At 75.4% G+C, this 18,407-nt stretch carries 17 protein-coding genes; 6 read left to right on the forward strand and 11 right to left on the reverse strand.

Going from position 1 to position 18,407, the window contains the following annotated elements; genetic code table 11:
- Window positions 1–96 precede the first annotated feature (96 nt).
- Together JD79_RS16620 and JD79_RS16625 are read left to right on the forward strand one after the other, a co-directional pair.
- A complete protein-coding gene (locus JD79_RS16620; RefSeq protein ID WP_110006423.1) occupies window positions 97–1,605 on the forward strand; it encodes an APC family permease in 1,509 nt (502 codons plus the stop codon).
- Window positions 1,602–2,045, forward strand: coding sequence for a universal stress protein (locus JD79_RS16625; RefSeq protein WP_110006424.1), 444 nt, complete (start codon window positions 1,602–1,604; stop codon window positions 2,043–2,045). Before JD79_RS16620 ends, JD79_RS16625 begins: the two co-directional genes overlap by 4 nt.
- On the opposite strand, the gene JD79_RS16630 is transcribed toward JD79_RS16625, so the two are convergent.
- Complete coding sequence (locus JD79_RS16630) at window positions 2,042–2,608, reverse strand: TetR/AcrR family transcriptional regulator (RefSeq protein WP_170149244.1); 567 nt, start codon at window positions 2,606–2,608, stop codon at window positions 2,042–2,044. The two genes, JD79_RS16625 and JD79_RS16630, sit on opposite strands and share 4 nt — an antisense overlap.
- Window positions 2,609–2,680: 72 nt before the next feature.
- On the opposite strand from JD79_RS16630, the gene JD79_RS16635 reads away from it, so the two are divergent.
- The gene (locus JD79_RS16635) at window positions 2,681–4,342 is read left to right on the forward strand and encodes an MFS transporter (protein WP_110006426.1); all 1,662 of its coding nucleotides are present in this window, start codon (window positions 2,681–2,683) and stop codon (window positions 4,340–4,342) included.
- Window positions 4,343–4,499: 157 nt separating this feature from the next.
- Here JD79_RS16635 and JD79_RS23145 read toward each other — a convergent pair whose 3' ends face one another.
- Window positions 4,500–5,390, reverse strand: coding sequence for a response regulator transcription factor (locus JD79_RS23145; RefSeq protein WP_110006427.1), 891 nt, complete (start codon window positions 5,388–5,390; stop codon window positions 4,500–4,502).
- A gap of 603 nt (window positions 5,391–5,993) precedes the next feature.
- Here JD79_RS23145 and JD79_RS16645 point away from each other — a divergent pair.
- The 3 genes from JD79_RS16645 to JD79_RS16655 all read left to right on the forward strand — a co-directional run bounded on the left by JD79_RS16645 (window position 5,994) and on the right by JD79_RS16655 (window position 8,318).
- Complete coding sequence (locus tag JD79_RS16645; RefSeq protein ID WP_110006428.1) at window positions 5,994–6,824, forward strand: AfsR/SARP family transcriptional regulator; 831 nt, start codon at window positions 5,994–5,996, stop codon at window positions 6,822–6,824.
- Between the two features lie 274 nt (window positions 6,825–7,098).
- Entirely contained in the window at window positions 7,099–7,332 is a 234-nt protein-coding gene (locus JD79_RS16650) for a hypothetical protein (protein ID WP_110006429.1), read from the forward strand.
- A gap of 230 nt (window positions 7,333–7,562) precedes the next feature.
- The gene (locus JD79_RS16655) at window positions 7,563–8,318 is read left to right on the forward strand and encodes an AfsR/SARP family transcriptional regulator (RefSeq protein ID WP_110006430.1); all 756 of its coding nucleotides are present in this window, start codon (window positions 7,563–7,565) and stop codon (window positions 8,316–8,318) included.
- 476 nt (window positions 8,319–8,794) lie between these two features.
- Here the strand turns inward: JD79_RS16655 and JD79_RS16665 are convergent, their stop codons facing one another.
- The 9 genes from JD79_RS16665 to JD79_RS16705 form a co-directional block, all read right to left on the reverse strand.
- Window positions 8,795–9,001, reverse strand: a complete 207-nt coding sequence (locus tag JD79_RS16665) for a hypothetical protein (protein ID WP_110006432.1) — start codon at window positions 8,999–9,001, stop codon at window positions 8,795–8,797.
- A 319-nt stretch (window positions 9,002–9,320) separates the two neighbouring features.
- Window positions 9,321–11,165, reverse strand: coding sequence for a peroxidase family protein (locus JD79_RS16670; RefSeq protein ID WP_110006433.1), 1,845 nt, complete (start codon window positions 11,163–11,165; stop codon window positions 9,321–9,323).
- A gap of 46 nt (window positions 11,166–11,211) precedes the next feature.
- A complete protein-coding gene (locus tag JD79_RS16675; RefSeq protein ID WP_110006434.1) occupies window positions 11,212–11,604 on the reverse strand; it encodes a hypothetical protein in 393 nt (130 codons plus the stop codon).
- Window positions 11,601–12,965 carry a patatin-like phospholipase family protein gene (locus tag JD79_RS16680; RefSeq protein ID WP_146220474.1) on the reverse strand — a complete coding sequence of 455 codons (1,365 nt, stop codon included), beginning with the start codon at window positions 12,963–12,965 and terminating at the stop codon, window positions 11,601–11,603. Before JD79_RS16680 ends, JD79_RS16675 begins: the two co-directional genes overlap by 4 nt.
- A 230-nt stretch (window positions 12,966–13,195) precedes the next feature.
- Window positions 13,196–13,621: a hypothetical protein gene (locus JD79_RS16685; protein WP_110006436.1), complete on the reverse strand. Its 426-nt coding sequence runs from the start codon at window positions 13,619–13,621 to the stop codon at window positions 13,196–13,198.
- 54 nt (window positions 13,622–13,675) lie between these two features.
- The gene (locus JD79_RS16690; RefSeq protein ID WP_211308020.1) at window positions 13,676–15,133 is read right to left on the reverse strand and encodes a Dyp-type peroxidase; all 1,458 of its coding nucleotides are present in this window, start codon (window positions 15,131–15,133) and stop codon (window positions 13,676–13,678) included.
- 83 nt (window positions 15,134–15,216) lie between these two features.
- A complete protein-coding gene (locus tag JD79_RS16695) occupies window positions 15,217–16,482 on the reverse strand; it encodes a hypothetical protein (RefSeq protein ID WP_110006437.1) in 1,266 nt (421 codons plus the stop codon).
- Window positions 16,483–16,494: 12 nt separating this feature from the next.
- Entirely contained in the window at window positions 16,495–17,763 is a 1,269-nt protein-coding gene (locus JD79_RS16700; protein ID WP_211308021.1) for a catalase family protein, read from the reverse strand.
- Between the two features lie 45 nt (window positions 17,764–17,808).
- A complete protein-coding gene (locus JD79_RS16705) occupies window positions 17,809–18,345 on the reverse strand; it encodes a hypothetical protein (protein ID WP_245900160.1) in 537 nt (178 codons plus the stop codon).
- Window positions 18,346–18,407: the final 62 nt, after the last annotated feature.

Below are 18,407 nucleotides of genomic sequence, written 5' to 3' on the forward strand. Positions count from 1 at the left end.
GGAGGCGGTCACCGTAGCGACGGGTTCCGCTGCCTGACCAGGTCGCAGAACCGGCAAACCCTTGTCCGGGGCCGCCGCAACTGCCATAACCGTCGCATGCAGCCGGACCCTCCCGAGGCCGTCGCCCGTCCCGCGGGCGAGGCGACCCTCCGCCCGGGCGCCATCGGGTTCCTCGACGCGCTCGTCATCGGCCTCGCCTCCACCTCGCCGGCCTACTCGCTGGCCGCGATCATCGGCGCGCTGGTGGCGCTCACCGGGGTCAGCGCTCCGGGCGTGCTGCTCGCCTCCTTCGTGCCGATGCTGCTCATCGCGTCGGCCTTCGCCGCGCTCAACCGGGTGGACCCCGACTGCGGGACGACGTTCTCCTGGGTCACCCGGGCGATGGGGCCGTGGGCCGGCTGGATCGGCGGCTGGGCGATCACGATGACCGGCGTCCTCATCATCGGGTCGCTCGCCAACGTCGGCGTCGTCTTCACGCTGCGGACGCTGGACCTGGACTCGCTGGCGGAGAACACCGCGGTCGTCCTCGTGCTGACCGTCGCGCTGATCCTGCTGATGACGTGGATCTGCGTGCTCGGGACCGAGCTGTCGGCGCGGCTGCAGAACGCGCTGATCCTCGCCCAGACCGTGGCCCTGCTGGTCTTCGCCGCCGTCGCCATCCACCGCGGGGTGAGCGGCGACAGCCCGCTGGGCGGGCTCGACCCGGACTGGAGCTGGCTGAACCCCTTCGGCGCCGGCGGCGCGGCACTCTCCGGCGGGCTGCTGCTCGGCGTCTTCGCCTACTGGGGCTGGGAGTCGGCGGTGAACCTGACCGAGGAGACCCGCGACTCCACCACCACGCCGGGCCGCGCCGCGATCGTCTCAACCGTCGTCCTGCTGGTCACCTACGTAGCCGTGGCGGTCGCCGTCCTGGCCTTCGCGGGCACCGACTTCCTCGCCGACAACGCCGACGAGGAGGAGGCGATCTTCGCCCTGCTGTCCACCGAGGTGATGGGCGGCTGGGACTGGGTGGTCCTCCTGTCGGTGGCCACCGCGGCGATCGCGTCGACGCAGACGACGATCCTCCCGGCGTCCCGGACGGGGCTGTCCATGGCCCGGCGGCACGCGCTGCCGCGCCGGTTCGGGCACGTCTCGCCGCGCCACCGCACCCCCGACGTCTCCACCTGGTGGGTCGGCGTCATCGCCAGCGTGTGGTTCGTCGCCGTCACCCTGCTCAGCGAGAACGCGCTGTTCGACTCCATCACCGCGCTCTCGCTGCTCATCGCCTTCTACTACGCGCTGACCGGCGTCGCCTGCGCCGTCTACCACCGCCGGCAGCTGACCCGGAGCCTGTCGGCGTTCGTCTTCATCGGCGTCGGGCCGCTGGTGGGGGCGGGGCTGCTCGTCTGGCTGCTCGTGCTGTCGATCCGCGACCTCGCCGACCCGGAGAACTCCTACACCGGCCAGGCCTGGCTGGGCGTCGGCCCGCCGCTGGTGATCGGCGTCGGGATCTTCCTCCTCGGCCTCGTCCTCATGGTCGTCTGGCGCACGCGGGACAGCCGCTACTGGCAGGAACGCCCCGGGATCGCCGGCGAGCGGATCGACGTCGACGAGGACCTGCGGTGAGCATCGTGCTGGGCTACGACGAGTCTCCGGGGTCGCGGGCGGCCCTGGCCATGGCGATCTCGCTGGCCGCGCGCTTCGGGGAGCCGCTCGTCCTGGTGTACGGCGTCGAGCCGCCCGGCGGCGTGGGGGAGGAGTTCCAGGCCCACCAGCGGGCGCTGGCCGACATGGGCCGCACCGCGGTGGCGCACGCGGTCGCGGAGGCGGAGCGCAGCGGCGTGCGCACGGTCGTGGAGGTGCTGTCGCAGAAGCCGGCCCAGGCGCTCATCGAGGCCGCGCACCGGCACGACGGGCGGGTCATCGTCGTCGGCACCCGGGGCGAGAGCCCGCTGCGCGGCGCCGTCCTGGGGTCGGTGTCGCACAAGCTGCTGCACCTCTCCGACCGCCCGGTGCTGTGCGTGCCGGTGGGGGACGACGTCGGCCGAGGCGCTCGGACCGGCTAGGCGAGCGGTCCCTCGCCGCGGGTGAGGGCGAGCAGGAGGCTGCGCGCGGTGGACAGCTCCTCCGGATCGGCCGGTCCCTCGAAGAGGTGGGCGACCGAGGCGCCGTCGCAGGCGCGCATCACCACGAGCACGCGCTGCGGGTCCAGGCCGTCCTCGACGAGGGTCTCGTTCCACCGGCGGTAGCGCTCCTGGGACCGGCGGGCCGCCTCGGGGAACGAGCCGAGGGTGGCCAGGAGCGTGGCCAGCTCCACGGCGTCCGCCCCCGCCTCGAGGTCGTCGAAGGTGGCGTGGACGTAGGCCCGCAGCCGCCGCCCGGGTTCGTCGTCCCCGGGGTCGACGCGGTCCTCGACCGAGCGGGTGAAGCGGTCGAACAGGTCGTCCGCCAGCGCCGTGAGCAGCTCGTCCTTGCTGCGGAAGTGGTGCATCAGGCCGCCCTTGGACACGCCCGCCTCGCGGGCGACCGCGTCCAGGCTCACCGCGGCGCCGTGGACGACGACCGAGCGTCCGGCGGCGTCCAGGAGCGCCCGCCGCGTGCGCGCGGCGTCCCGCACGGGTCCGGGCACGTGCACCTCCTCGACTGTGACCCGAGCCTAGGTCCGTGACTAACGGACCGTCTGGTCGGTACGCTCTCCCTCGTGTCCGCCCGCACGTCCGTCACCGGTCCGCCCGTCGCCCCCGCAGCCGGGGACCGGCCCGCCGGTCCGCGTGAGTGGGCTGCGCTCGCGGTGCTCGTCCTCGCCGTCGTGCTGCTGTCGGTCGACAGCACGGTGCTGACCCTCGCCGTCCCCGCGCTGACCGGGGACCTCTCGCCGACGGCCGGGCAGGTCCTGTGGATCGGTGACGTGTACGGCTTCCTGCTCGCCGGCCTGCTCGTGCTGATGGGCGGGCTCGCCGACCGCTTCGGCCGCAAGCGGGTGCTGCTCGTCGGGACCCTGGCCTTCGGCGTCGCCTCCGCCGTCGCGGGGATCGCCACGGACCCCGCCACGCTCATCGCGGCACGCGCCGCCCAGGGGATCGCGGCCGCGACCCTCATGCCCTCGACGCTGTCGCTGATCCGCAACCTGTTCCCGGTCGCGCGGCAGCGCACGCGGGCCATCGCGCTGTGGAGCGCCGGCGCCTCCGGTGGCGCCGTGCTCGGTCCGCTGGTCGGGGGCGTCCTGCTGCAGCACTTCTGGTGGGGCTCGGTGTTCCTCGTCAACCTGCCGGTCGTGGCCGTGCTCCTGGTCGGCGGCTGGTTCCTCCTGCCCGAGTCGCGCGACCCCCGGCCCGGGAGGCTCGACGTGCTTGGGGCGGCCCAGTCGGTGGTCGCCGTCCTGACCGTCGTCTTCGCGGTCAAGGAGGTCGCCGGGCACGGGCTCACCCCCGTCGCGGGCGCGACCGCGGTCCTCGGCGTGCTCGTGGCCGCGTCGTTCGTGCGGCGGCAGCGGCGGATCGCCTCCCCCCTGGTCGACGTGCGGCTGTTCGCCAACCGCGCCTTCGCCGGCGCGCTGGCCACCCAGCTGATCGCGCTGACCGCGCTCACGGGGCTGTTGTTCTTCTTCTCGCAGTACCTGCAGCTGGTCCGGGGCTCCACCCCGCTGCAGGCGGGCCTGCAGGAGCTGCCCCTCATGCTGGCCGCGCTCGGCGTGCTCGTGGTGGTGCCTCCGCTCGTGGCCGGGCTCGGGCTCGGGCGGGCCGTCGGCAGCGGCCTGTGGCTGTCGGCCCTCGGCATGCTGGCGCTGGCCGGTGCCGAGGGGATGCCGGGGTACGTCTGGCTCGTGCCCGCCCTGCTCGCCGTCGGTGCGGGGTTCGGGATCGCCTTCACGCTGAGCACCGATGCCGCCGTGGGGGCGGTCGAGCCGCACCGGGCCGGAACGGCCTCGGCGCTGTCCGAGACGTCCTACGAGCTCGGCGCCGCGCTCGGCATCGCGGTGCTCGGGTCGCTGCAGACGGTGCTGTACCGCGCCCACCTGCCGGAGGGGCTCGGGGGAGCGGTGCGCGAGTCGCTCGCCCGGGCGGACTCCGTGCTGGGGGACGGCGAGGTGCTCGCGACGGCGCGCGAGTCCTTCACCTGGGCCATGCAGGTGACGTCGATCGGCGCCGCCGTCATCCTCGCGGTCGCCGCCGCGACGGCGTGGCGCGTGATCCCCTCGCCGCGGACGGGCGGTCCGCCCGGAGGACGCGGGTCGGGGAGCGGGCGGGACCGTCAGCGCGGCGCCACGCGGAAGGCCGGCCAGCCGAGCGCCGCGTCGCACGCCGTGGAGGTGGACGCCTCCCACGCCGTGACCGTTCCCGGCCCGACGTCGCCGCGCGGCTGATCGACGAGGCCGCGCGCGCGACGGTCGCCTGGACCGGGGCGCCCGCCCGCCGGGCCCGCTCCGTCGTCCGTGGGGAGGACGGCGGAGCGGACCCGGGTGCGACCGGCGGCGCGTCCCCGGTGCGGTTCCCGGGGGAGTGGAGCCTGCTGCCGGGACGTCATCCCGCGGGGCGGCGGCGGACCCCGCTCCTGGACGCCGGCGCGGCGAGGTGGTGGTCCTCGCCGCGGGGGTGGGGGACCAGCGGCGCGGGATCCGTGGTCCCGCGGGGTCCGCCGGACCCGGGAGGCCGGGCCAGCAGGCCGGCGTCGCGGGCTCGCTGGACCGCCATCAGCCGGTCCCGCACGCCGAGCTTGCGGTACAGGTGCTCCAGGTGCTTCTGCACCGTCCGCGGGGAGGCCGTCAGGCGGTGGGCGATCGCCTGGGCGGTGAGACCCTCGCCGAGGAGGGTCAGGACGGCGAACTCCCGTTCGGTCAGGCCGGCCGCACGGACGCGGTCGCAACGCCATGCCGGGACGTCGAGCAGCACCCGGTGCTGGCGGACCAGCGCGGTCAACGCCGGCAGGACCAGGGTGGCCAGGCCGGCGTCGGCGTCGGTGAAGTCGTCGTCGGGACGACTGACCACGTACGCCTCCATCCCGTTCCCCACCCGCAGGGGCAGCGAGAGCTGGTGGGTGATCCCGAAGTGGCGGGCGAACGCCGACCACTCGGCGGTCATGGCGGCGGGTGCGACCTCGCGGGGGACCCGGCCCAGGACCTGGGCTGCGGAGCTGCCCGTCACGGAGTACCAGCGGATGAGCGGGTGGGTCGTGGCGTCGGGCAGGACGCCGAGCGACGGCACCCGCGGCAGGTAGCCCTCGGGCCAGCCGGCGACGACGTGGTCCACCCAGGCGCCGTCGACGGCGTGCAGCGAGCAACAGGCCGCGTCGAAGGACTCCTGGAGCAGTCCGGCCACCCGCGCGTGCGGGAAGTCCCGTGCGCCGGGCTGGCCCTGGAGGAGGTCGCCGACGAGTTCCAGCCACGCGGCGTGACACGTCGTGGCACGCGACACGCGACGGAGCGTATTCCGCCGGTGCCGTTGCGCTAGGGCCTTGTGTCACGCCCGGCTTCCGCCGCGTCGCGGGTCCAGGTGGGCATCACCGTCGGTGCTCAATACGCACAACTGCGTACGGTCCCGACGTCCTGCCGTCACTAGCGTTGCTCTCCCGCATCTGTCCTGCGTGCGTCCAGGGGGAGTCATGTCGTTCGGAGTCGTGCAGCCGCCGGTCAGATCCACCGGCCCCGGAGGACGCCAGCAGGTCGGGCAGGCGCGACCCAGCCGCGCCACCTGATCCCCCGGCCGGTCCGGACGGGACCGGGAGGTCCAGGCCTCCCGGACACGCGCGGGCTGCCCCCTCACCTGCGGGCGCCGGCTGCGCTGCCACGCCGTCGCCGCCGACCCGGCGGGACCTCCGGGACCCGTCGTCGACCGCCCTGTCGTCGACCGCCCCGACGCCGACCGCCCTGTCGTCGACCGCCCCGTCGTCGCGCCCTCCTCCACGGTCGGTCCCTGCCGTGGCCCTCCGCGCCGTCCTCGAGAGGCGGCCGCGCCGGGGCGCACGGCCCCGGCGCCGACTCCCCACCGTTCCCCGTCCTCGGAGGAAGGAGCCCTCCCGTGGACCGTTCAGAAGGTGCCCGCGTCACGTTGCTCGGCGGGTTCGAGCTCGACCTGCCCGGCCGCGGGCGCCGGCCGGTCGCCGACGACCTGCCCCACGCGGTGCAGCGCCTGGTGGCGCACGTGTGCCTGTCCAGCCGGCCGACCCGGAGCGCGACGGCCGGTCACCTGTGGCCCGACGTCCCCGAGGACCGCGCGCACGGGAGCCTGCGGTCGGCGCTGTGGCGACTCAACAAGGCGGCACCCGGCCTGATCGAGGTGTCGGGGGGCGCCCTCCACCTCGCGACGGACGTCCGCGTCGACGTCCGGGACCTCGGCGACTGGGTGCGGCGGGTGGTGGTGCCGTCCGGAGGAGCCGACGACGTCGCCCTGCCGGACACGGTCCTCCTCGGCGAGCTGCTCCCTGGCTGGTACGACGACTGGGTCCTGCTGGAACGCGAGCGGCTGCGTCAGCTGCGGATCGAGGCGCTGGAGGCGGTGGCGGCCCGGCTCGCCTCCGCCGGCCGGTACTGCGAGGCCCTGCTGGCGGCCCACGCCGCGGTCAGTGCCGAACCGCTGCGCGAGAGCGCCCACCGGGTGGTGATGAGGATCCACCTGGCCGAGGGGAACGTGGTCGAGGCGGTCCGGGCCTACGAGTCCTTCCGGACCATGCTGGAGGACGAGCTGGGTGTGCCTCCGACCCCGCAGATGACCCGGCTGGTCCAGCACGTCCCCTGGGTCCGCCGGGCGTTGCCCGCGCAGCGCCGCGAGGGGTCGGCGGGGCGCGACCCGGACCGGGGCGGTGCCGACCTCGGGGGTCGGGGGACGGGCGAGGCGACGCACGAGCGCTGACGACGCCGAGCCCGGCACGCCTCCCCACGGCGCCATCGGGCCCCCGGGTTCCGCGAGGCGCGGCCGCAGCCGCCGAGCGTCCGCAGGACCGCCGCCGCGGGACCGGGTCGCTCCCGTCGTGGCGCGACCGTCCGCCGCGTGTGGCCCCTGCGTCCTTTCGGGTGAGCGTCCTCACGACCCGTCACGGGGCGAGGCATGATCGGCGGGAGATCGCTGCTCCATGCGCCACGGTGACGAGACTCCTCGTGACGCTGCGTCACGACAGGGAGGGACGGTGACCGTGCGCCAGGACCGGAGCGCCTCGCTGCTCGTCAGGGTGTGGCTGGAGGGTGAGGACGACGTGTTCCGGGCACGCCTCACCAGCGTGCAGACGTCCCCCGGAGCTGCCGCGGGGCAGGAGGCGACCGTGGGGGTCGCCTCGTCACCGGGCGACGTGCTCGCACTGGTGCAGACGTGGTTGACCGGGTTCCTCGGGCCGGGCGCCGACCTGCCTCCGGACGCTCCGTAGGGCACGGGCCGGGCGACCGGTGCCGTCGGCCGCTCGCGGCGCAACCAGTGCACGCAGCGTGACGCTCCCGACGCTGACGGTGCAGCACCTCGAGGGGCCACGACGGGCGGCGAGCGGCCGCGCTGGACGTCGTTGACACCGTCCCGCCCGCGTCCAGACCATGGATCTCGGTGCTGACACTCCCGGCTGGCCGGTCGCACGGCCAGCAGGCGCCACGAGAGGGGCGACCCGTGGACCCTGCCCCGGCGGCCCGTGTGGCACTCCTCGACGGGTTCGCCCTGGAGTGCTCCCGCGGCGGCTCCGCCACCGCTGTGGACGACCTCCCGCGGGGCGTCCAGCGCCTGATCGCCCACCTGAGCCTGGGGGGACACCCCTGTCGTAGCGCGATCGCCGGGCAGTTGTGGCCCGACGTCCCCGAGGAGCACGCCCACGGGAGCCTGCGCTCTGCGCTGTGGCGGGTGCAGAAGGTGGTTCCCGGCCTGGTGGACGTGTCGGGCGGCGCGCTGGGGCTCGCCGAGGGCGTGCGTGTCGACGTGCGGGAGTTCACGGACTGGGCACGACGGACGCTGGACCCCGACACCGTCGTCGACGACGTGCTCCCCCCGGCCGTCGGGAGCCGTGCTGAACTGCTGCCCGGGTGGGACGACGACTGGGTCCTCCTCGCCCGGGAACGCCTGCGGCAGTTGAGGTTGCACGCCCTCGAAGCACTGGCGGACAAGCTCGCGGACGCCGGTCGTCACGGCGACGCGGTCCAGGCGGCGTACGCGGCCGTCGGGACCGAACCGCTGCGGGAGAGCGCCCACCGCGCCGTCGTCCGGGTCCACCTCGCCGAGGGCAACACGGCCGAGGCGGTGCGCGCCTACGAGGCCTTCCGCGACCTGCTCGCGCGCGAGCTCGGAGTGCCCCCGAGCCCGTTGATGGAGCGGTTGATCATGCCGCTGCGCATCGGCAGCCTGCCGGCACGGGCGCCCACCGCCGTCCGGTGACCCCGTCCGGGCCGTCGCCCCGGGGCGTCGTGACGACGCAGTGACGCCCGCCGGCGATCCTCGGTGCCTGACCCGGGGACGGTGACCACGTGGACGACGACCGGAGCGACGTGCTCGTCGTTCGCGTGTGGCTGGAGGAGGGGACCGGGGGTTTCCGTGCACGGTTGAGCACCCCCGGCCCGTGGTGGGGACCGGGGCACGACGCGGTGGTCACCGTGGCCGTGGCCTCCTCACCGGCCGCCGTGGCCGATGCCGTCCACGCGTGGCTGCGGTCCTTCCTCCGGTCCGCCACCGGCCCGAGGTGAGACGCGGCGAGCACCACCGCGAGCGACGCCCGTGGCACCGGATCGCCCTCGGCGTCCACGGGTCGGCATCGACGGCCCGGGCACTCGTGCGGTGCACGGGCGTCCTCTGCCGCCGCCCGGACACCGGCCCCGGCGCTCGTGGTGCTCGGACCGACCGCAGGTGGCCGGCCGTCACCAGTACATGACGGCAGTGCCTCCGGAGGCGGTCGACCAGGAGAGCCTGAGCCGGACGACGTAGGTCCTGCCCTCGAGGAGCTCGGCCTCGATCAGCGCGTTGCGGTCGCCGCCGCTGTCGCCGCCGCTGTCGCCGCCGCTGTCGTCGTCGCCCGCGAGGTACCGCGGCGAGCCGTCGACGACCTCGAACGAGACCAGCACCACGTCGCTGTCGCCGAACGAGCCGATCCGGTACTCGCGGCTCGCCGGCGGCCGCAGGGTGAGGTCGGCCTGTTGCGCCGACGCGGGCCGGAGCGCCCGGGACTCGAAGGGGACGAGTTCCGGTGGCCCCTCGTCCCGGCGACCTCGGCGCCCGCTGCTGCAGCCGGCCCTCGCGCTCCTCCAGGGCCGCGGAGGTGTCGGCGAGGGTCGGTTCCTCCGGTCGACGGCGTCCCGGGCGGCGGCGCGCTGCTCCTCGCCGGCCGGCCACCGCCCGCCGGCGTCGCGCAGCCCGGCGTCCCGCCGGGTCGTCCCGGCGCGCCCCTCAGGACCCCGCGCCGGAACGCTGCCACGGCGTGAACGCGTTCGGGGCGGAGCGCAGCGAGGGCCGCAGCTCCGGGTGGTGCCGGAGGATCACCGACGCCATCGAGTTGTCGGCCAGCCACCGCATCCCGGGCGCCGTGTACACCGCCGGGGTGAAGTCCCGCGTCAGGAACCGGTCGCTGTTGAGCCGGCGCGAGGCCATGACGATGAAGATCCGGAACGCGGTGTCACTGAACGCGAACCCCTCCGGCAGCCGCTCGGCGTACAGGCCCACCATGAGGTCGACCTTCTCGATGTCCCCGCCGTAGAGCCGCGACACCTGCCGTGCGAGGTCCGGGTCGCCGGTCAGCTCCTCGAAGGTCGCGGGCGCCCGCAGCCGCAGCAGGCGGCGGAACTCGCAGTACCGCGGGACGCCGAGCTCCCGGTGGCGCAGGACGTCGACGGCGGCGAGGTCCATGACCCGGCCGTCCGGCCGGACGAACTCCTGCAGGAACCTGGGGAAGTTGTGCAGGGTGACCAGACCCGGGTGCTCGGTGCCGAGGGAGTAGAGGAAGTCGGCCACCGGCACCCTCTCGAGGATCGGCAGGGACTCCGGGCCCGCGAGCTCCCGGAGGGTGTAGGGCTCCTCCCGGTACCGCCGGTCGTCCTCGTGCGACCTCAGGTCGAACAGGTCCGGCACGAGCGGGTGCATCCGGTAGACGGCCGTGAACTCCTCGGTCAGCGAGTACGGGACCCCGTAGTCCTGCGTCGGCGAGCCGGGGATGCCGCTGACCACCTCGCTGTCGCTGAGCCGGCCGAACACCCGGCTCAGGCGCTCGCCGGCCAGCCCCCACCAGTTGGCCCGCATCCCCACCACGGTGGCGGGGTGGCTGATGACGGCGGGTGTCCACTCGACGGTGTGGATCTTGGCGATGAGCGCGGCGACGACGAGCCGTGCGCGCTGGAAGACCTCCTCGTCACCCCAGTGCGGGAACTCGCCGGCGAGCATGTCGCAGACGGCGTTGTGCTCGCGGGTGAACAGGGTCTGCAGCGGGACCAGCCCGAGCCAGAACCCCGGCTCCTCGAGGGTGGCGTGGTTGCTCCTGGGCGTGGGCAGCATCCCGTTGGCCTCGACCCGCAGCCTGCCGCCCTCGAAGGTCCGGATCTCCTTCTGCTGCTCGGCCGTGGTGCCGTAGACCTGCGAGGCGTCCCACCAGTGGGTGCAGGTGTTGACCGACGTCCGCGGGGGCGAGGTGTCCGGACGGGTCGGGTCCTCGGGGGTGCGCATGATCGACATGGGCCGCTCCGGCCACGGGTCGTCGTCGGCCAGCTCGACCTGCCACGGGTCGTCGGACGGGCTCTTCCCGTGGCTGAACCAGTCACGGATCATCCACTGCAGCCAGGGGGCGACGAGTGCGTTGACCGAGGTGGCGGGGATCAGCTCGGTGCGGGTCATCAGCTGCCGGCTCACCTCGCGCGGGCTGGGCTCGAGGACCTCGGCCGGCGTCGGCCGGGACACGGCCGAGAGCGGGACGTTGCGCCCGAACCGCGCGCCGACCGTCCCCGCGGCGGGTGCCCGCAGGTCGTTGTAGCTGCCGTCGACGGTGCGCTCGGTCAGCACCCGCGGGTCGAACGGGGGGAGCGCCGGGGACCCCGTCGTGGGCAGCGTGGAGGTGTCGACCAGGTTGTGCCGCCGCAGGGAGTCCCGCAGCCCGGCGAGCACCGCGATGGCGAGGGGCAGGGACAGGCGGTCCCAGCCGCGGCTCCGGTCCAGGGCCGTGGCCACCGCGCGCTGGATCCGCCACGGCAGGCCCGGCCGGTAGCCGTTCGAGGTCGCGCCGGGGGTGGTGGACGTGGACTTCGTCATGGGGATCTCCTCGGGGAGCTCGATCTCTCGGGCGGCGCCGGCGCCGTCACCCGTCCAGCGGGCCCAGGTGGGCCGGCTCGCTCACGCGCTGCGGTGCGTTCCGCCCCGCCGGGGTGCCGGCCCGCGCCGCGCGCGCCAGGGAGCGGTCCCGGACGCGGTCGACGACGTCCTGCAGCCCGGTGACGCCCCCCGGCGGGTCCGGCTCACCCCCGTCACACCGCGACGTGCGGGTCACCGTCGACCTGGAGCTGCAGCCGGACCGTCGGGTGACCGCCGAGATCCCGCCGGCGGGCGGCTCCGGCCTGGACGGCACCGTGCCGAGGTCGACGTGCGCGGAGCCGAGGACCAGCCGGCCCACCTCGGGCGGGCCCGCGGTCACCTCCCGGACGTCGACGGAGCCGACGGGGAGGGCGGTGACGGGAGCGGTGGGGGCCTTCACACGACACCTCCGGGCCGGGACGGCGCACCGGCGGGTGCCGACCGCGGCTGGGGGACGGGGCGCGCGCCGCCCTCGCCGGTGTCGCCGGGCTCCTGGCCGGGCGCCGACACCGGCGCGGAACGGTCCTCCCGTGCAGTGGTCCGCCACGGCACGGGCGCCGCGCCCGCGAGGAGCGCGGAGGCCTGCTCCCGACCCAGCGTGACGGCCCGCGCGATGAACTCGCGGTCGAAGAGCAGGTAGCTGAGGACGTCCCCGCGGCGGGGGCCGTCGCCGCCGAGGACCTGGGCCAGGAGCGGGAGGTCGGGCTCGCGCAGCGTCCGGATCCTGCCCCGGAGGCCGGTGAAGCGCGCCCGGTACACCTCGGCGGCCAGGCGGCTGAGGGTGGCGCGCTCCGGCGGCCCGACGAACAGGTGCGGCACCACCGATCGCCGCCGTCCTGACGCCCCGCCCGCGCCGCCGGCGGCCACGAACTCGTTCACCCTGGTCAGGGTCCGCAGGTCCTCCACCATCCGGTCGCCGAACGCGGCGTCGAGGAGCATCACGAGGGCGTCGTCGACGTCGGGCCGCTCGTGGTGCGGCGCGCCGGCGTCGCCGGCGTAGCTGTCCGGGTGGGCCGCCACGACCACGAGGGCGTCGCAGCCGAGGTCGAGCGCGGGCTTGAGCGGGGCGTTCAGGCGGACCCCGCCGTCGAGGTACCAGCCGGCGCTCTCCGGCGGTCCGGTCACCTCGACCGCGGGGAAGACGACGGGGATGGCGGCCGAGGCCCGCACGTGCGCGCTGCCGATCGGCGCGGCGACGTAGTCGACCGCCCGGTCCTGGTCGTCCTCGGGCACGGACACGCCGGGAGGCAGGTCGGTGAACACGACCGTCCGACCGCTGCGGCCGGACGTGGTGGCGACGGCCAGCGCTCGGCACGCACCGGAGTCGATGTTCGCGCGCAGCCGGGGCCAGTCGACGACGGCGTCGGCGGTCCGGGCGAGGGGGGTCGTGTCCACGAGTCCGGTCAGCCGCACGCCGCGGACGCCCAGCTGCTGCGCCAGCCACGTGCCCGCGGCGCGCGGGGTCGAGGTCAGCAGGGGCGCGAACACGTCCCGCGGCCCGATCCCGTGCCACACGTCGAGCAGCGCGGCCGCCTGGTCCTCGGCCGGCAGGTGCGCGCCGGCCGCCAGCAGGGTGGCGTTGATCGCTCCGGCGCTGGTCCCGACGAACACCCGGGGGCGCACCCCGGCAGCGGCCAGGCGCGGGAGGACGACCGACAGGGCGCCGGCCTCGTAGGCGCCGCGTGCGCCGGCCCCCGCGATGACGACACCGACCCGCTCCGGGGCCGGGTCGTCACGCCGGCCGCGATCCGCTCGGTCCACGTCCCACCTCCACGTCGGACAGGGCCCGACCGGACCGGATGCCGCCCCGGGCGTCGTCCACGCGGAGCCGCCCCATCTCGAGGTCGCCCGGCGACACGGCACCGACGGACGGGCGGCCGACGTCGACCCGCGTGGTGACGGCGGCCGGCACCTGGGCTCGCACGTCTGCCTCCAGGGGGTCTCGGGCCGGGGGGGGGCGTCCGGCGGGCGCCCGCGGGGGTGCGCGGGGATCAGCCGGAGCGGAGCCGCAGCAGCGCACGGGTGCGGCGCGGCGGCGGCTCCGGCGGGCGCGACCGCAGGGTGACGACGGCGAGCACGAGGTTCACGGCGGAGATGGCGGTGGCCATCACCCCGGCGCGGCGCGGCAGGTCACCGAGCTGCCAGGCGAGGAACGCCGACACGGTGTCGCTGCCGTGGACGACCGGGGCCAGCCGCTCCGCGTGGGAACGGCGGCGGGTGTCCGGCGTGAGCAGCTCCGCGCCGAGGAGGACCGTCCGTATCCCGAACATCCGCAGCGGGTAGCGCATCCCGGGCTGCCTGGCCGGGTCGATGTCCAGCCGGCGGATGACGAGGCCCGGCGCGAGCAGGCCCGCCGTCCCCATCGTCAGGCGGACACCGGCGAGCAGCACGCGGGCGACGTCGCTTCGCTGGGTCATCAGGAGTCCTTCCCTGTGTCGCACGGAGGGGAGCCGCGGTGCCCCGGCCGGCGGTCAGCCGGACGGTTCCGGAGCGGGGCCCGGGGAGGCCGGACCCGAGGCGATGTGGTGGAGGGCCCGGATGCCGGGGAGGAAGAAGTAGCCGCCGCCACGGACCCGCACGGCGTGCGGCAGGTCGAGCAGCCGGTGCCGGACGGGATCGGCCGGGATGGGGAACACCCCGTGCCCTCCCGGCGGGTGGTGGCCGGCGATCGGGTCCGGGCTGTCCTGCAGCCCCGCGAAGGCGGGGTTGTCCAGCCACGTGTGCTGGACGAACTCGAACTGTCGACCGAGGTCGGCGTTGAGGCAGAGGAAGTGCAGTCCGCGCTCCCCGTCGGGCTCCGTCCCGGGGGCGGTGTCGCGGCTCACCGGCGGGGGGCCGTACTGCCGTCCGCGGCGGATCAGCCGGTGCCGGTCGTTGACCCGCACCGAGGCCGCCGAACCGGGACGGGGGTCGAGCGAGTCCCGCGGGTTGGCCCGCCGCACGTGGGCCGCGACCGGGCAACGGAGACCGGCGGCGTCACCGTCACGGTGGTATCGGAAGTCGTTGTCGACCGGCTCGTCCCCGAGCGGGTGGTCGGCGCTGACCGTCAGCGACGTGCCGTCGGGCCAGCGGCCGACCATCTTGGCCGCCACCTGCTCGGCCGGCAGGCCCGTCCGTTCCGCCCAGCGGTCGACGTGGTCCCAGAAGGCGGCCACGTCGACGGCGAGCGTGCGGACGACGAGGTAGCTGCCGTTGCGGCCGAGGTCGACCTCGTCGCGTCGCCCGGTACGGGGCGCGGGGGGCAGCACGCGGCCGGGATCGTCCGTGGCCGGGAGGAGCGGGCCGCGGGCGCGCCGGCCGTAGGCGTTCGGGTACCCGAGGAGGAACTCGCCGAGCGCGATGCCCCGCTCGCCGCGGCCGTGCAGGCCGGCGACCTCGGGCTGGGAGATCCCGTCGGCGAACCCGAGGTGGTCACGGGGGGACAGGGACGTCGTGGGCAGCTCGAGGACCTCCCGGACGCCGTCGGCCGGGTACCGGTGCCGGACGTCCTCGGCGTGCGCGGTCAGCTCCGCCGCGGACCGGGCGTAGAGCAGCAGGAGGACGTCGACCCGGGGGGTGTCCGGACCGCCCCACGCCCAGGTGGCGGGGGCCTGCTCGCCCACGTCCCCCAGGAAGGCGCTGCGTGTCGGGGTGGCCATCCCGCCGGCGAACTCGAGCGAGAAGCCGGCCAGCGCCTCCTGCCGCACGCCCAGCCGGGCCAGGCCCGGGTGGCTCACCGCGACGTTGAGCGCCCGGCTGCCCCGGGCGCCGGCCATGCTCGTCAGCTCGGGGAGGAGGTCGGCCAGCAGCGCCCGCCCGGCGGCGCCGTCGTCGACCTGCAGGCCGAGGAAGACCGCCTCCGGCAGGCGGCCGTAGCCGCTGCCCACGAGCCCCTGCACGTCGGCGCGGTCGAGGCTCCCGGACCTGCCGGTGATCGGAGGAGGAGCCACGGGGGCGGGCCTGGCCCCGGCGGGAGCGGGGCGGGTGCCGGGCGCCGGCGCCGGGTCACCGTCCCGGGTGCGCCGGCGGCCGGTCAGAGCAGCGCGAGCCATGCGCGGGCCTCCTCGTCGGACAGGGAGCGTCGGGCCAGCCCCGCACGGAGGGCGGCGTTCGAGCCGACGTTGAGCGCCGTGAGCCGCTCGTAGGCCGACCACCAGACGTGGTTGAGCGCCTGGTGGTTGCGCAGGTGGTCCTTGAACAGGTCCTCCTGCCGGGCGCCGCGCCACAGGAGCAGGACCGTCGGCGGGTAGCCGACCCCGTTGCTGAAGACGGCGTTCAGGCCCCAGGCGATCTTGTCGATGAAGTCGTCCATGTAGCTCTCGAGGCTGCCGTCGTACGTGCTCAGGAAGACCATCCGTTCCGGTGTGAGGTACACCCACCGGGCGAAGTGGATCGTCCTGACGCCGGCCAGGCTGCCCCGGTTGAGGACGTGACGGACGGCGTAGCCGATCGCGACGAGGACGCCGCGGGTGAGCAGCGCCCGGAAGGGCCCGGGCTTGAGGTGCCCGACGGCCGCGAAGGCGTTGTGGGCGACCTGGTCCTCGGCCGCCCGGAGGCGGTCGACCGCAGCGGGATCGGGCCTCGTCCGGTCGGGCTCGTCCCGGAGCTCGTGCAGGCGCAGCACGACGGCCGCGACGGGCAGCAGGAGGAGGAGGAGCGGCAGCAGGGGCAGCAGGAGCACGGGGACGGCGATCGCGTGGGCGAGCTCCCGCGCACGCCACGACCACGGCGGTCGGCGCGCGGGCACCGTGCCGAACCGCAGCCGCGGGTCGGTGAGCGCGTGCCGGCGCAGGACCGCGTGGACCTGCGCCGGAGCGAGGCCGGCGACGGCGTCCCGGTGGTCGTCGAGGTAGGTCTCCAGGCCGTCCCGGAGCCGCGCCTCGGCGACGACCTGGGACACGCCGCGCCCGGCGGTGTTGACGTAGAAGGCCGCCTCGGGGACGCGGTGCGCGCGGAGCCACGCCGCCCGGCCGGCCGGGTCCGAGCGTTCCGGGTAGCCGCTGCACAGGCCGAACGCACGGTCGAGACCGTTCCCCGAGACGTCGGCCAGCGCCCGGACGTGGTCGTCCGCGGAGCCGTCCGTGTCGGCGCTGTAGAGCAGGGCCGGGCCGACCTCGGCGCCGGACGGGCTCGTGTCCCCCTCGAGGAGCAGGATGCGCGCGAAGTGCAGGCCGGCCAGCCGGTCGAACGCGAGGGCTCCCCGGTCCGGGCCGGCCAGCTCGGTCAGGGCGGCGAGGGCACGGTCCCGGTGCTCCGGGGGGAGCGGGGCCAGCACCGTGACCGCGGACTGCTGCGGCATGCCGGTCCTCCCTCAGCCCTGGGTCGCCACGGGAACGGACGACGCGGCGGGCCGTCGGGGCGGCCGCGGAGCCCGGTCGCCGTCCGGGAACGTTTCGCTGCCGTCGGGTTCGACGTGCGGCACCGCGTTCATCGACTGGCGGAGCTCGGCGAGCTCCTCGTACATCCGGCGGCGCGCGCGGTTGGAGTTACCGAGGGGCCGGTGCTCCGGCAGGCTGTGCCAGGGGTTGTAGCGCAGGACGTCGGCGAAGGCGAGCTGCGCATCGCCGTCGAACCGCTGGGCCGGGAGCCGCAGCGTCGCCACGGGCACGTAGGGCGAGAGACGCTCGGGCCACTTCACCGTGGCGTCCTCGACGGGCATCCGGTGCGGGTCGGTCTGCACCTGCACCATGAAGTCCATCTCCCAGTCGCCGGTGGCCAGCGTCCGGACCATGGCATCGCGCAGGTAGTTCTCGCCGGGGTGGGCGGGGATCCTCGTCCGCGGCCGGGACCGGGGCGCGAGCGAGTACTGGACGGCCCGTCCCTCCCCGAGGAGGAAGGGCACGTTGCTGTAGTACCGGACCTCCAGCGGGTTGGCGTGCACCGGGCTGTAGAGCAGCTGCATCGCCAGGTGGAGCACGTGCCGCCCCGGGGGGTCGAGCAGGTAGCCCAGGGGCGCCTTGGCCCGCACCCACCGCTGCATCCTCGAGTTCTCGCGGACGTCCGGGGTCACGAAGCTCGGGGGGGAGACGAGGATCAGGTCCTGGGTCCGCTCCTCGTCGGGCATGAGCTTCGGGCCGGACACGCCCATGACCTTGATCGCCACCGAGCACTGGCCGAGGTCCTCCAGGTCGGGTGGCGCGAACGGCCCGGGCCCGGAGAAGCGGACCCAGGCCGGGTACGCCCGTGGCTCCCGGAACAGGCCGTGCCGCAGCTCCGCCGGCAGGTCCGGCCGCACGGTGAACTCCCCGCGGAGGACACCGAACGTCTTGGTGTTCCCGAACCGCTGGGCCCCACCGGGGAGCCAGTTCTCGCGGGTGAACGCGCTGGCCGCGTCGATGATCTCCTGGGTGTACCGCTCCTCGTCCTGCAGCGGCTTCTCCTCGGCGAGACCGAGTCGCTCGTCGTTGCGGCGCAGGACGTTCTGCAGAGCCTGGAGCAGTGAGAACAGTGGAGAGCGCAGCCACCGGTCGACCTGCGGGCGGTACAGGAACTCGATCCGGCGCTCCACGCGCCAGGACCAGAGGAACAGGTCGCTCAGCGGGCGCAGCACGAAGTACGCGAACGGACCTCCGGGGTTCACGGCGTGCCCCCGGCGTGCGGCCCGGCGGGCGACGGAGCGGCGGTGTCACCGTCGACCCGGGGAGGCCGGATGCCGCCCGCGGTCCCGCGCCCGCGAGGCCGGCCGGGGGCCCGGCTGGTGCTGGCGGAGGGTGAACCAGCCGGCGCGGCGCCTCCACAACCAGACGACCCCCAGGTACAGGCCGGGCGCCACGAGCCGGACCTCGTCGCGGACCATGCGCGCGACGACGGAGGTGGTCGAGTAGTCGATGAGGACGCACTCGCCGCCGTCGACCCAGGAGCGGTCGTGCGAGAGCAGGGCACGGATGGCCCTCGTCCGCAGCGGTCCGACCAGGTTCTGCAGCGACCGGCCCGGGGGTTCGGTCTCCTTGCCCTGCCAGACCAGCGCGTGGACCAGCCGGGCCAGCGGACCGCAGGCGCGGGTCCCCGGGAACAGGAGCCCCGTTCCGGCCAGGAGCCCCTCGGGGAGCTCGCCCGCGGGACTGGACCGGAACAGGAGGTCCAGCTCGCCGTTGGTCAGCCGCCGCAGGGCGGTCTCGTCGAGCTGGTCCTCCTGCTGGACCGGGGCGGATCGGAACGACACGGGAGCCTCCGGTGGGGGCGGGAGTGGTGTGCCGAGGCGCGGGCCGTGTGGAGCCGCCGGCC

It is taken from the genome of Geodermatophilus normandii (assembly GCF_003182485.1).
In the GTDB taxonomy this organism is placed as follows: Bacteria; Actinomycetota; Actinomycetes; order Mycobacteriales; family Geodermatophilaceae; genus Geodermatophilus; species Geodermatophilus normandii.